Here is a 14,650-nt window from a genome sequence, read left to right on the forward strand (position 1 = left end):
ATGAAAAAAATTGTTTGCTTATTACTAATATTCTTAAGCTTTAGCCTTTCTGCTCAAGTTACTATCATAATAGATGAGTTACCGGAAGCTACAGCAAAAGATGCTTCTATCTTTATCTCCGGAAACTTTGAAGGTTGGTCAGGAGGTAATAAAGAATATCAATTAAAGAAACTCAATGGAAAGCATACAATAACACTACCTAAAAAACTAAAACGTATACTTTTCAAGTTTACACAAGGAACTTGGGAATCTGTAGAATGTAGTACAGAAGGAACAAGTATAGACAACCGTTCCTATGTATTTGAAAAACCTAACGATACACTTAGAGTTAAGATTCAAGGTTGGGATCATTTAGCAGATAAAACAAAACGAAGCACACTTGCAAAAAATGTATCTGTTCTAGCTAAAGACTTCGAAATACCTGAGCTTAATAGGAAAAGACGTGTATGGATTTACTTACCACCCGGATACCAAAAGTCCAAAGAATCTTACCCGGTTCTTTACATGCACGATGGTCAAAATGTTTTTGATGTAGAAACTTCTTATTCCGGAGAATGGGCTGTAGATGAAACACTAAACAAACTCTATAACGAGAAGAACTTACGATTGATTGTTGTTGCTGTAGACAATGGAGGAGCCAAACGATTAGATGAATACTCACCTTGGAAACATAGTAAATATGGAGGAGGAGAAGGAAGTGCTTATGTAGACTTTATTGCAAACACATTAAAACCTCATATAGATAATAACTACAGAACACTAAAAGATAAAGAGAACACCGGAATTATGGGAAGTTCTATGGGAGGGCTCATCTCTCATTATGCAGGATTGCAGTACCCAAAAGTTTTCGGGAAAGTAGGAGTATACTCACCGGCATTTTGGTTTGCGCCTCAAGTAAATGAGTTTACCAAAGAAAAAGGAATTATTAAAGACTCTCAGTTTTACTTTTTGGCAGGAGGAAAAGAAGGAGAAAATGCGGGTTATAAAGAAATAAATGAAACTGTAAGGGGCATGAATAAGATCATCGCCACTTTAAAAGATCAAGGATTTCCTTCGAAAAACATACAATCGAAAGTAGTCCCGGAAGGAAAGCACAACGAAGAATTGTGGAGAACAAACTTCGAAGAAACTATTCTTTGGTTGTTTCCCAAAGCCATTAAGAAAAGAACCTTTTTAGGAGCGAAATTTTCAAACGATCAACTAAGAATCAACGTTTCAGACGGAACGTACCAAATGAAATTCTACGGATCAAAAACCATTGAAACCACTTTCCTCCCGAAAGGAGAAAAAACATCAGATAAAAAATCACATGCAGTTGTTTTAAAATCTACATATTCCAATGTGCAATTCAATGAGAATGATTCCCTACTGATTTTTAAAACAGATGATTTTTCAGCAACCATTAAAAAGCAACCTTTTAATATTTCTTACTCCTACAAAGGAGAAGAATTACTCTCGGAAAAAAATGGATATCGAAAATCAGATGATTTTGAAACGATACAGTTTAGTATTAGCCCGGACGAAACCTTGTATGGAGGAGGAGCACGTGCTTTAGGAATGAACAGAAGAGGAAACAGATTACAACTGTACAACAAAGCAGATTATGGGTATAAGAGCACATCTAAATTGATGAACTACACAATGCCTATTGTTGCTTCTTCCAAAAAATATATGGTTCATTTCGACAATGCACCTATAGGATATTTAGACCTAGACAGTCAGGCTAACAACACACTTACCTATGAGACCATTTCTGGCCGTATGACTTACCAAGTTGTTGCCGGAGAATCTTGGTTAGACTTACTAGCTAACTATACAACCCTAACAGGAAAACAGCCTTTACCACCAAGATGGGCGCTAGGAAATTTTTCAAGTCGATTTGGATATCACTCGCAAAAAGAGACAGAAACAACAATTCAAAAGTTCAGAGACGAAAAAATTCCTGTAGATGCAATTATTTTAGACCTGTACTGGTTTGGAAAAGAAGTGCAAGGAACCATGGGGAATTTGGCAGTTTATAAAGATTCTTTTCCTGATATGAAGGGAATGATCTCACGCTTAAACAATCAAAAAGTAAAAACAGTACTGATCACTGAACCTTTTATTTTAACCACTTCAAATAGATGGAAGGAAGCAGTAAAAGAAGATATTTTAGCAAAAGATTCAGAAGGTAAACCCTACACATACGATTTCTACTTTGGGAATACAGGTTTGATTGATATATATAACCCGAAAGGAGAAAATTGGTTTTGGAACATTTATAAAGAGATCATTAACATGGGGGTAAAAGGACTTTGGGGAGACTTAGGTGAACCCGAGGTTCATCCTTCTGAATTAATTCATGCAACAGGAACAGCCAATGAAGTACACAATACTTACGGGCACGACTGGGCGCGATTGGTATATGAAGGCTACCAACGAGATTTTCCAAATGAGCGTCCGTTTATTTTAATGAGAGCAGGATATTCAGGATCTCAACGCTATGGACTGATTCCTTGGTCGGGAGATGTTAGCAGAAGCTGGGGAGGATTGCAATCTCAACCGGAAATCTCTCTTCAAATGGGAATGCAAGGAATTGCATACATGCACTCAGATTTAGGAGGATTTGCCGGAGCAAACCTTGATGATGAACTTTACAGCCGTTGGTTACAATACGGAGTGTTCCAACCCATATACAGACCGCATGCGCAAGAAGACGTTGCCAGCGAACCTGTTTTTAGATCACCCAAAGCCAAAGCTTTAGCAAAAGAATCTATTGAATTACGTTACAAATTTCTCCCATATAATTACCATTTAGCTTATCAAAATAGTCATACTGGGGCTCCATTAATGCGCCCACTTTTGTTTGAAGAACCATCCAAAAGTCAGCTGAGAACTTTGTCTTCTACGTATTTATGGGGCCATGACTTTTTGATTACGCCTATTCTAAAATCGGGTGTAGAACAAAAAGAAGTGTATTTCCCGACTACTAGCAATTGGTACGATTTCTATACAGGTGAAAAAGTTATCGGAGGACAAACAAAATCAGTAAAAACAAAAGAAAACAGCATTCCAACCTATGTAAGAGCCGGAGCCTTTATTTTAATGGCAAAACCAATACAGTCTACAGAAGAATATGTAGGAAAAGACTTAACTCTGCATTACTATAATGATGATAAAGTTGAAAAAAGTGAACGCAAGTTTTATAATGACGATGGAAAAACATCCAACTCTTTTCAAAAAGGGAAATATGAAATGTTGGAGTTTACATCTCAGCGTTCAAAGAATGAAATAGATATCACTTTTGAAAATGAAATAGGAGAGAAATGGACTCCCTCTAAGAAAAATATAGACCTAGTCATTCATAACCTTTCAAAGAAGGTACGTTGGGTAAAAGTAGGGAGAAAGAAAGTTTCATTTACAAACGAAAAGAATACAGTAAGAATTCCAATTCTATGGAATGCCAAAAAGAAAATAAATATTAAAATCAGATTAGATCAATGAAGAGATTAGGAATCATAGCCATGCTTTTACTTAGCATGTTATCTTGTCAGAAAGAAGTAGCAGACAATAAAGACAAAAAACAGATCGCTCCTTTTGCTTCTGAAATGATGGAAAACGCTATCATTTACGAGGCAAACATCAGACAATATTCTAAAGAAGGTAGTTTTGATGCATTTACCAAAGATATTCCTGAATTAAAAAAATTAGGAGTAAAGATCATTTGGTTAATGCCTGTATTTCCAATCTCTGAAACAAAAAGAAAAGCAACCGGAGGTCAGTTTGCCAGCTTAATTGAAGATGAAGAAGAACGTAAGAAAATGTTGGGAAGTTATTATGCTGTAACAGACTTTACCAAGATCAATCCTGAGTTTGGAACCATTGAAGACTTCAGAGAATTGGTAAAAAAAGCACACGAGAATGATATGTATGTAATCTTAGACTGGGTTCCTAATCATACAGGATGGGATCATACTTGGTTAAAAGAACATCCTGAATACTATACACAGAATGAGAAAGGTGAAGTAATTCATCCGGAAGGAACCGATTGGACAGATGTTGCTGATCTGAATTACGACAATACCGATATGCGCAAAGAAATGATAGAAGACATGAAGTATTGGATCACAAAAGAAGGAGTTGATGGATTCCGTTGTGATGTAGCAGGCTCTGTTCCTACAAATTTTTGGGAACAAGCAATTCCGCAGTTAAGAGCTGAAAAAAGTATCTTCATGTTGGCAGAAGCTTGGGAACCTGAATTATTAAAAGAAGGTTTGTTTGATATGGCTTACGGATGGGACAGACACCATACACTAAATCACATGGCAAAAGGAGAAGAAGCTGTTAAGAAGTGGAATGAAACCATGAAAAAAGATACAGAGCGTTATGAAGCAGATGATATTTTAATGACTTTTGTAACCAATCATGATGAAAACTCCTGGAACGGAACGATTACAGAACGAATGGGGAATGCAGGAGAAGCATTAACTGTGTTAAGTTATGTAGCTCCCGGAATGCCGTTGATCTATTCAGGACAAGAATACAACTTGAATCACCGATTGAAGTTTTTCGAAAAAGATTCTATTCCAAAACAGAAAGGAAGCATGTGGAGTCTGTTAGAGAAACTAGGGAAGTTAAAAACAACACATCCGGCATTGCACGGAGGAAGAAATGGTGCCGCTTACACTTCCATTAAAGAAGAAGGGAATATTTTAGCTATTGAAAGAGATAACAATGGAAAAAAACTGATCTATGTAGCTAATTTATCAGACAAGCCAGCACAGATCACACTTTCTCAAAAAGGAAGTTTTTCTGATGGATTGAACGGAGGAAAAGTGAACCTAGACGGAACGGCCTTAGAATTAGCAGGATGGGAATACATGGTTTTAATCAACTAAGAATGAAAAGAATATACATATTGGCTTGCTGCCTTTTAACTTTGGTAAGTTGTGAAAAGACAGAGAAAGAACCCATTCCTTTTGTATGGGAAAATGCCAACCTTTATTTTTTACTCACCGATCGTTTTCACAATGGAGACACCTCAAATGATGTAAATTTCGATCGTACCAAAGAAACCGGAAAACTCAGAGGTTTTGAAGGTGGAGATATAAAAGGAATTACTCAAAAGATTGAAGAAGGATATTTTACAGACTTAGGAATCAATGCCATTTGGATGACTCCGATTGTTGAGCAAATTCACGGAGGAACAGATGAAGGAACCGGAGTAACCTATGGTTTTCACGGATATTGGACCAAAGATTGGACTGCGATCGATCCTAACTACGGTACAAAAGAAGATTTGAAAAAACTGGTTGATGCAGCACATAGCAAAGGAATTAGAATCTTATTAGATGCTGTGATCAATCATACAGGACCGGTTACCGAAAAAGACCCGGTTTGGCCTTCAGAATGGGTGCGCACAGAACCACAATGTAAATACGATAATTATCAAAATACAATTACCTGTACGTTGGTAAAGAACTTACCGGATATAAAAACAGAAAATAACGAAGAAGTTGCATTACCACCGCAATTGGTTGCAAAATGGAAACAAGAAGGACGTTACGAAGAAGAGGTAAAAGAGTTAGACGAATTCTTTAAAAGAACCGGTTACCCAAGAGCTCCACGTTTTTATATCATCAAATGGCTAACAGATTACATCACTGAATTTGGAATCGATGGATATCGTGTAGATACAGTAAAACATACAGAAGAAAATGTATGGCAAGAATTCAAAAAAGAATGCGATTATGCATTTAACAAATACAAAAAAAGCCATCCTGAAGATGTATTAGATGACAACAATTTCTACTTAGTAGGAGAGGTGTATGGTTACGGAATATGGGGAGGTCAGCACTATGACTTTGGAGATAAAAAAGTGAACTATTTCGACAAAGCCTTTCAAAGTTTGATCAATTTTGAATTTAAGTGGAATGCGAAACAGAAAACATTCTCAGAAAATTTCAATAGATACGATTCTATTTTGCATACAGAATTGAAAGATTATGGAGTTTTAAACTATCTAAGCTCTCACGATGATGGACAACCTTTTGATCCGGAAAGAACAAATACAATAAAAGCAGGAACCTTACTATTACTATCTCCGGGAGCAGCTCAAACCTACTACGGTGACGAGTCAGCTCGTTCTTTAGTGATAGATGGAACTGTAGGAGATGCCACTTTACGTTCATTCATGAACTGGGAAGAGCTGAAAACGAGTGAAATAGCTCAAAAAACATTAGCACATTATCAAAAACTAGGAAAATTTAGAGCAAACCATCCATCGGTTGGAGCCGGGAGACATGCAGATATTTCTAAGTTACCGTATTTGTTTTCAAGGACTTATGAGTCTAATGGTTATTCTGATAGAATAATTATTGGGTTAGATTTACCAAAAGGAGAGAAAATCATCGATGTAAGTACTATATTTGGCAACGGAGAAAAGCTGAGAGATGCCTATTCCGGGCAAATAATGAAGGTAAAAAACGGTACGGTTACGGTACAATCTGATGATACCATCGTACTTCTAGAGAAAGAATCATAATTTAATGTCCCCTGGTGCAGTTGAGCGTACTGATCTAAGTCCTCAATTGCACCTCTTTTTTTTAAATCAATTTCAATGAAAATAAGATTATTAATTCTGTGTTTTGCAATTGCATTTGTCTCTTGTCAAAAACAAACAACAAAGATTTCATCACCGGATAAGAACGTACAAGTTCAAATCGGGTTAAAAGAAGGCAAGGCTTTCTATCAAGTATTTTTTAAAAATTCAACGATCATCGATAGTTCGTTTGTTGGTTTCGATCTAAAAGACACCCCTTCTTTATCTAATGATTTGAAGATTGTAAATGTCTCTACAAGTGAGTTTAATGAAACTTGGCAAATGCCTTGGGGAGAGCAGTTAGATGTTGTAAATCATTATAATGAGATGAAGGTTGAACTGCAAGAAACCACAGCCTTAAAAAGACATTTTGCTCTTATCTTTAGAGTATACAATGATGGAATTGGGTTTCGATATGATTTTCCAAAACAAGAGAATTTAAACGAAGTATTGATCTCAGAAGAGAATACAGAATTTAATCTAACAGAAGATTACAAAACGTTTTGGATCCCTGGCGACTGGGATATTTACGAGCATTTGTACAGTACTACAAAAGTGTCAGAAATCGATGCAAAATCCTACATCCCAAAAACAAACTTGGCACAAACATATATTCCGGAAAATGCTGTAAGTACACCAGTTACCATGGTTGGCAAAGACGGAACTCATTTGAGCTTTCACGAAGCAGCTTTGGTTGATTATTCTGGAATGACCTTAAAAGTTGATACAGACAATCTAAACTTAAAAAGTCATCTAGTAGGCTCAAAGAATCACGACTATAAAGTAAAAAGAACCACACCTTTTCATACTCCGTGGCGTACCATTCAGATCACTGACAATGCACCGGATCTTATAGAATCTAATTTGATTGTTAACCTGAATGAGCCTAACAAACTTGGAGATGTTTCTTGGTTTACACCAATGAAATACACCGGAGTTTGGTGGGAAATGCATTTGGGAAAATCTTCTTGGGATTACGGAATGGAAATGATAAATGGGAAATGGACAGATACAGGAAAAGCTCACGGACGCCATGGAGCTACAACAGAAAATGTAAAACGTTTCATAGACTTTTCAGCTAAGAACAACATCAAAGGAGTGTTGGTAGAAGGTTGGAACACCGGATGGGAACGTTGGATTGGTTTTGAAGACAGAGAAGGAGTTTTTGATTTCGTTACAACCTACCCTGATTATAATCTAGATGAAGTAGTACGTTATGGAAGAGAAAAAGGAGTAGAGATCATCATGCATCATGAAACATCATCTGCTACAGATACGTACACAAAACAACAAGACACAGCCTTTGCATTGATGAAGAAATACGGAATTCATTCTGTAAAGACAGGTTATGTAGGTAAGATCTTACCAAAAGGAGAATACCATCATGGACAACATATGGTAAACCACTATAACAAAACAGTAGAAAAAGCTGCAAAATATGAAGTTGCTATCAATGCGCATGAACCTATCAAAGCAACAGGATTGAGAAGAACTTATCCGAATACAATTTCCAGAGAAGGTTTAAGAGGACAAGAGTTCAACGCATGGGCTGGAGACGGAGGAAATCCACCGGAACATTTACCTATTGTAGCTTTTGCCAGAATGTTGGCAGGACCTATAGACTTTACACCGGGAATCTTTAATATCAAGTTTGATGAGTATAGAAAAAACAATCAGGTAAATACAACATTAGCACAACAGTTGGCCTTGTATGTTGTGATCTATTCACCTATTCAGATGGCAGCAGACTTGGTTGAGCATTATGAAGCCAACCCGAAACCACTTCAATTCATTAAAGATGTAGGAGTAAACTGGTCTCAAACCAAAGTATTGAATGGTGAAGTGGGAGATTATGTAACTATTGCCAGAAAGGAGAGAAAAACAGGCAATTGGTTTGTAGGTAGCATCACAGATGAAAATGCACGATCTTATGATATTGACCTTGATTTTCTTGATGAAGGAATAACATATACTGCAACTATATATAAAGACGGAAAAGGCGCACATTGGGATAAGAACCCATTAGCACTAGAGGTAGAAAAAAGAGACATTAAAAAAGGCGATAAACTTACTTTACAGTTAGCCGAAGGCGGAGGAGTAGCCATCAGTTTTATAAAAGAAAATGAATAATAGTATAAAACTATACTAGTTAAATAGAAAAAGGCACCTAATTAATAGGTGCCATCTCTCGATAGAAGCGGAAGGGAAAAACAATGAGTAAAAGTATTTGTGCGAGGACCTTCCCTTCCAAAAAATGAAACAATCTAGTTAGTTAATCTTTTTTTACAACAACTTAATTGCTTCAAGAAAAGAGTCATGATAAAATTATGAAAATCAGCCCCTCTTCAGTATGAAAAACTTATTGTAAAAGTAAGATTGAAAAGACTCTTTAAGAAAGGAATGCTAAAGAATGTAATAAACAGGGGTTATTCTGAAATAAAAGACAATTTTTATTAATGCAAATAAAAATGGAAAAGGGTTTTTTAATAGCTTTTTAAGCCTCTTAATTACATAAAGTATATCATCTATTACATAGATAATTATTTTGTCTTTGTTTTTTAAGAAATGCTTTCCTTTGCGCTTATGGAACAACTATATTCAGATTGATAACCCGGTAAATAATCTTATTTGTCATAAAATACAACCCCTTTTCTCAAGGAATAATCATGTTAAATTTCTATCTGTTTATAATAATAGATTGTAAGAAAATAAAATTAAATCTTGTAAAAGGAGCCCTTTGTAATACAATACACAAAAGATTAATTTATCTGATTAGAGTTTTTATGTAGTTTAGCTCCATATTAAAGCCTATCCAATTTTTTTTGAATACAAAGCTTCCCTCTCTCTATGCTTGTGAAAAATGAGGGTGGGGTTGTAAATGATTAATCTTTGATTAATAAATCATCATTAACAATAACGAAATGATAGTTTAATTCAAAAAAATAAAAAAGGATAGTATGATTAAGATAATTGTAATCGACGATCAGTTGCAATCAAGAAAGTTTTTGCTAAGACAACTAGCAACAATTAAAGAAGTAGAAGTTATTGCAGAGGCCGGCTCTGCAGAACAAGGAGAAGAACTTATAAAAAAGTTAAGACCGGACTTAGTTTTTTTAGATGTTGAAATGCCTTCAACTACGGGTTTTGAAATGTTGAGGCATTTTACAGTCATTGATTTTCAGGTAATCTTCATTTCCAGTTACTCCAAGTATGCAATAGAGGCAATAAAAGAAGGTGCTCTAGATTATTTGTTAAAGCCCATCAAATATGAAGAGTTGAATGCGGCAATTATTCGTTGTAAAAAAAAAATAGATGTTAGAAAGAGAGACACCAATGATATAAAGGCTAGAGATTCTAACTCTTCTAAAAAATTACTACTGCCTCTGCCTAAAGGATATAAACTAATTAGTGTTTTCGATATTGTATACTGTGAGTCTTCAGGAAGGTATACAACTTTTTACCCCCATAATGATAACTTTATTGTTGTGGCTAAAAACTTAGGAAGTTTTCATGAAAGTTTGGTAGAACAAGGTTTTGTTAGAATTCATGATTCCTACATGATCAATATGCGCTATTTTGATTCGTATAGTAGAGAGCATGAAAAGCACGGAGAAGTAGTTTTAATTACTGGAGTAAAGCTAAAAGTATCTAGAACACGAAAAACTACTCTACTAAAAGAGTTAAAACAGTACAAGATTAAAGGTTAGTGTTTATCAAAGAATACTAGTTGTTTGCAAAAAGGATGCTTCTGTTACGTTTGGTCGTTTTTTACGTTTTTCTCTTTGCAACTACTATAAATTTGTGGTGGTCATATTTGTATGATTAAGTTAGTTAAATTTTTCTTATTGAGGGATAGGAATGATTTTTTTCCGGAAGAGGAGACAACCAAATTGCGCACTGTCGAGGGGACATAAGCTAACACAGTCTCCTCTTCTTTTTTATAACACAGTCTCCTCTTCTTTCTTCTTAACAAGCAAAAAAGTAGTATGACTTATATGAGTTTATTATTTTTTTGCATATTTGCATTGCAAAACGAAAAGACAAAATACTACATGAAATTAATTATTCAACATAAAGCGGACGTTAGAAATGTCAATTTTAGAGTATGATCCATGTGGTAAATAAAGAATAAAAGCATTTTAAAAACGTCCAAATGAAAATTTGGACGTTTTTTTTATTAATTTTTTGCCTTTTGCGAAAAATGTGCCGGAAATAGAAACATACCTGACAATCAAACAATTACTTAATTGTATGTAGCCTGTAAAAATACGGGAAGGGAATCTATTGCTTAAAATTAACATAATTTATTGATAATCAGTTAGTTATATTGATTTTTTATTTGTGTAATTCAAAAAAACATTTCATATTTGCAACCGCAATAATGCAACAAAAACAATTTAAAACTCGAAGTATAATGACTAGGGTCAATCAGATTAGGATCACCAAACAACAAGATAGTTTTTGGTATCGCCTTCGAGACTTTTTTACTTCTTAGATCATTTTCTATTACAGTGATAAAGTCCGAAGCCAGTATTCGGATTTTTTTATGCGCTGTTTTCAGAGAATAAAAATTTCCACAGAATAGAATAAATATAACCGGCAATTTCTAATTGCGGCAGGATGTGTAGTTGCTCTTCAGAAGCAATATATAGATCATATTTCGTGGATTTTAAATAACAAAAATGAGACCGCCTCATATTAAGGCACAAAGAGAAAAAGAGATTCTTCGTATCGAAAAGAGACAACGAGAATTATATAAGCAATTATTTGAATTAGGCTATGAAAAATTAGAGAATCCCATAAGACATGGTTGGTACAGAGAATTGATCATTACCAAAGATGTTTGGACGTACAAAAATGCAGAAGAAATCTTAGAAGTTTATCAGAAAATAGTACCCATGTATTGGGGGGCAACAAAAGAAAAAGCAAGAAGGGTTTGGGACAAGAAATGTTCACTTTTCATGATCAGTAGAGATAAACCTACGATCAGTAAAAAACAATACAATAAACTGAGCGATAAAGCAAAAAAGTATTGTGTGGTTTTTAAGTATAAAACTCTTCATGGAAATTCTAAGACAAGGTTTTATGTAAATTTTCCAAAAGCATGTAGCCGCTTTCAATTTAAGAGAGCCTACATAACTCATAGAAAGCGTATTGATCCTGAAATGATTAGTGAACTAACTCTTTTAGATCAAAAGCTTTTAAGAGATGGGTATTACAAACTCAATATGGGAGGTTATTGGAATCGTTGGAATAGAATTGACAAAGCTATAGAGATTAAAAAAGAAACTCGAAAAGTAAAACAAAAGCTAAAAAGCTTTAAGGGAAAAATAAGTAATAAAGAAAAAGAAAAATTATGGGAAGTAAATTAAAAGGAAAAGACTTAATCAAATTAGGCTTTCCAAAGAATAACAGTATCAACATTGCTTTGGGCTTGTTAAACAGATATCGAAAAAAAGAAAAGAAAGAACGAATCTTAAACGAAGCCAAAGAAGTGTTGAAAAACCCGGAGGATTTTAAAAACGATCCTATTTGGGCAAAAGTAGTAGAAGGTTTGATTCAGCCTGTAGAAGTAAAATTTCATCAATTGAAAAATACAAGAGCACCTTTCTCGATCTATGGTGAAAACGAGATCGATGAAAAAGCCAAGTTTCAATTATATGACGCTTTAAAATTGCCAATTGCAGTAGCCGGAGCTTTAATGCCCGATGCCCATGCAGGTTATGGTTTGCCAATTGGAGGAGTTTTAGCTACAGATAATGCTGTGATTCCTTATGGAGTAGGTGTAGACATTGGTTGTAGAATGTGTTTAACAATACATCCGATGAAAGCAAACTATATAAAAGGAAATCAGTACAAGCTGGAAAAGATCTTAGCAAATCATACCAAATTTGGAATGAGAGAAACACATGATGTAAAACATGATCACGAGATCTTTAGCAGACCTGAGTTTGACGATATCCCTATGGTCAAAGGCTTAAAAAGTAAAGCATACAGACAATTGGGAACCTCAGGAGGAGGAAATCATTTTGTAGAATTTGGAGTGGTAAACATTACAGATGAAAACAATGAATTTGGAGTTAAACCGGGCGAGTATGTGGGAGTGTTATCTCACAGCGGATCAAGAGGGTTGGGCGCAAATATTGCGAGACACTATACAGATATGGCAAAGAGACAATGCCCATTACCTAAAAATGTTCAGCATTTAGCTTGGTTAGATTTGAATACGCATGATGGTCAGGAGTACTGGTTGGCAATGAATTTAGCAGGAGATTATGCAAAAGCATGTCACGATAACATTCATCACAGAATTGCAAAACTCCTAGGATCTCAGCCCATAGCAAAGATTGAAAATCATCACAACTTTGCTTGGAAAGAAATGGTTGACGGAGTAGAGAGAATTGTACATAGAAAAGGAGCCACTCCTGCATCATATGGTGAATTAGGAATTATTCCGGGATCTATGACAGCACCAGGATTTATCGTGCGTGGCTTAGGAAATGAAGAAAGTTTGCAATCTGCGTCGCATGGTGCAGGAAGAAAGCATTCACGAAGAGCAAGCAAAGATAAATTCACCCGAAGCGATATGAATCACATGCTAAATATGAATGAGGTAACGCTAATTGGAGGCGGAATTGATGAAGCGCCGATGGCTTACAAAGACATTAGAAAAGTAATGAAAAATCAGCAAGAGTTGGTGGAGGTTGTAGGAACATTTCAGCCAAAAATTGTAAGAATGGACAGGTAATATGAAAACGAAATCTATACAAATAACAGCCGGGAACGGACCTGCAGAATGTACTTGGGTTGTAGCTAAAGTGCTGAAAGCAATTTTAAAAGAATTGCAATCATGTCAATTAAAATATACCATTTTACATCAAGAAAAAGGTGTAGAGAACGGTACAGTACAATCGGCTACAATCCAACTTTCTGGAGACGATAAGTTGGTCGATAACTTTCTAAATGAATGGAAAGGAACAATTCAATGGATTGGACAATCTACATACAGAAAGTACCATAAACGAAAAAACTGGTTTGTGGGTGTTTTTGAAATAGAGCAACAAGAAAACCTTGAATTAAAAACACATGAGATCAAATATCAAGCAATTCGAAGCTCTGGTCCGGGCGGACAACATGTAAACAAAGTAAGTTCTGCTATCAGGGCTATTCACGAACCTACAGGAATTCAAGTGGTTGTGATGGACACGAGGTCGCAGCATCAGAATAAAAAACTGGCAAAACTTCGTTTACAAAAGAAGGTAGCAGAAAGAAATTTAGAAGGATTCAAAGCAACGATCAAAGATCATTGGGAGAATCATCAGGAATTAGAGAGAGGAAACCCTGTTAAGGTATTTACAGGCCTCGATTTTAAACAAAAAAAAGAAAAGAAGAACTATAAAAAGCAGCGTCAACAATTAAAAAATGACCTGAGAAAGAATCTATAACTGTCATTCCGATTGAAGCGAAGGAATCTTATCTAAAAGATTACTTCCTTTCTTGTGATGACAAAGAAAAAGAAAACAAAAATGACAAAGAATATCAATCAATATGTATTCAAAGCAATGGAAGACTTTGACTACAACATCGAATATGCAGCAGAAGCTTTGGGTTATGCCTTAGCTTATGACGAAAATAACACTATGGCTTTAACCTTAATGGGGCGTTTGTATGCAGAAAAATTATACGATTATGAAGCGGCTATCGATTATTTCAAGCAAGCTTTGGCTGAGAGAGTCAATGCTTTTGAAGTATATCAACCTTATTTAGACACATTGTTTATCAATGAAGATTTTAAGGAAGCTTCAGATTTTATAGACTTTGCTTTTTCCGTTAAAGGAGTCAACAAATCCATGTTGTATATGAACAAAGCAGTTTTAAAAGAACGCTTGTTTCAATACGAAGATGCGATGCTCATGATCAAAGAAGCAGAGAAGCATAATTACGATGTTGACTATGGCTACCGTATTGGAGAAGTAAAAAGCCGTATTGAGGGAAAAATGCCGAAGAAAAAGGAAAAGAAATCTAAAAAGAAAGATGAAAAAGAAGATAAGAAAGGCGCCAAGTAGGGCG

9 protein-coding genes are annotated in these 14,650 nt (G+C 35.3%); all 9 read left to right on the forward strand.

All coding sequences use genetic code 11. From position 1 onward, the window contains the following. The 9 genes from ACFSRZ_RS08340 (at nt 1) to ACFSRZ_RS08380 (ending at nt 14,646) form a co-directional block, all read left to right on the forward strand. A complete protein-coding gene (locus tag ACFSRZ_RS08340; protein WP_379666090.1) occupies nt 1-3,483 on the forward strand; it encodes a TIM-barrel domain-containing protein in 3,483 nt (1,160 codons plus the stop codon). Beyond that, entirely contained in the window at nt 3,480-4,877 is a 1,398-nt protein-coding gene (locus ACFSRZ_RS08345; RefSeq protein WP_379666091.1) for an alpha-amylase family glycosyl hydrolase, read from the forward strand. Before ACFSRZ_RS08340 ends, ACFSRZ_RS08345 begins: the two co-directional genes overlap by 4 nt. A gap of 2 nt (nt 4,878-4,879) precedes the next feature. Continuing rightward, nucleotides 4,880-6,523: an alpha-amylase family glycosyl hydrolase gene (locus tag ACFSRZ_RS08350; protein ID WP_379666092.1), complete on the forward strand. Its 1,644-nt coding sequence runs from the start codon at nt 4,880-4,882 to the stop codon at nt 6,521-6,523. Nucleotides 6,524-6,598: 75 nt separating this feature from the next. Continuing rightward, a complete protein-coding gene (locus ACFSRZ_RS08355; protein ID WP_379666093.1) occupies nt 6,599-8,710 on the forward strand; it encodes a glycoside hydrolase family 97 protein in 2,112 nt (703 codons plus the stop codon). An 827-nt stretch (nt 8,711-9,537) separates the two neighbouring features. Further along, nucleotides 9,538-10,287, forward strand: a complete 750-nt coding sequence (locus ACFSRZ_RS08360; protein ID WP_379666094.1) for a LytR/AlgR family response regulator transcription factor — start codon at nt 9,538-9,540, stop codon at nt 10,285-10,287. A 975-nt stretch (nt 10,288-11,262) separates the two neighbouring features. After that, nucleotides 11,263-11,952 carry a hypothetical protein gene (locus ACFSRZ_RS08365; protein WP_379666095.1) on the forward strand — a complete coding sequence of 230 codons (690 nt, stop codon included), beginning with the start codon at nt 11,263-11,265 and terminating at the stop codon, nt 11,950-11,952. Beyond that, nucleotides 11,937-13,328, forward strand: a complete 1,392-nt coding sequence (locus ACFSRZ_RS08370; RefSeq protein WP_379666096.1) for an RtcB family protein — start codon at nt 11,937-11,939, stop codon at nt 13,326-13,328. The genes ACFSRZ_RS08365 and ACFSRZ_RS08370 overlap by 16 nt, the downstream gene beginning before the upstream one ends. Before the next feature lies 1 nt (nt 13,329). Further along, nucleotides 13,330-14,025: a peptide chain release factor H gene (gene prfH / locus ACFSRZ_RS08375; protein WP_379666097.1), complete on the forward strand. Its 696-nt coding sequence runs from the start codon at nt 13,330-13,332 to the stop codon at nt 14,023-14,025. A gap of 81 nt (nt 14,026-14,106) precedes the next feature. Then, entirely contained in the window at nt 14,107-14,646 is a 540-nt protein-coding gene (locus tag ACFSRZ_RS08380) for a hypothetical protein (protein ID WP_379666098.1), read from the forward strand. Nucleotides 14,647-14,650 lie beyond the last annotated feature (4 nt).

It is taken from the genome of Pseudotenacibaculum haliotis (assembly GCF_042684245.1).
Classification (GTDB): Bacteria; Bacteroidota; Bacteroidia; order Flavobacteriales; family Flavobacteriaceae; genus Polaribacter; species Polaribacter haliotis_A.

What these genes read in the sequence shown, in the direction of transcription:
- ACFSRZ_RS08340 (WP_379666090.1), top strand. Translation starts at nt 1, where the DNA reads ATGAAAAAAATTGTTTGCTTATTACTAATATTCTTAAGCTTTAGCCTT.
- ACFSRZ_RS08345 (WP_379666091.1), top strand. Translation starts at nt 3,480, where the DNA reads ATGAAGAGATTAGGAATCATAGCCATGCTTTTACTTAGCATGTTATCT.
- ACFSRZ_RS08350 (WP_379666092.1), top strand. Translation starts at nt 4,880, where the DNA reads ATGAAAAGAATATACATATTGGCTTGCTGCCTTTTAACTTTGGTAAGT.
- ACFSRZ_RS08355 (WP_379666093.1), top strand. Translation starts at nt 6,599, where the DNA reads ATGAAAATAAGATTATTAATTCTGTGTTTTGCAATTGCATTTGTCTCT.
- ACFSRZ_RS08360 (WP_379666094.1), top strand. Translation starts at nt 9,538, where the DNA reads ATGATTAAGATAATTGTAATCGACGATCAGTTGCAATCAAGAAAGTTT.
- ACFSRZ_RS08365 (WP_379666095.1), top strand. Translation starts at nt 11,263, where the DNA reads ATGAGACCGCCTCATATTAAGGCACAAAGAGAAAAAGAGATTCTTCGT.
- ACFSRZ_RS08370 (WP_379666096.1), top strand. Translation starts at nt 11,937, where the DNA reads ATGGGAAGTAAATTAAAAGGAAAAGACTTAATCAAATTAGGCTTTCCA.
- prfH (WP_379666097.1), top strand. Translation starts at nt 13,330, where the DNA reads ATGAAAACGAAATCTATACAAATAACAGCCGGGAACGGACCTGCAGAA.
- ACFSRZ_RS08380 (WP_379666098.1), top strand. Translation starts at nt 14,107, where the DNA reads ATGACAAAGAATATCAATCAATATGTATTCAAAGCAATGGAAGACTTT.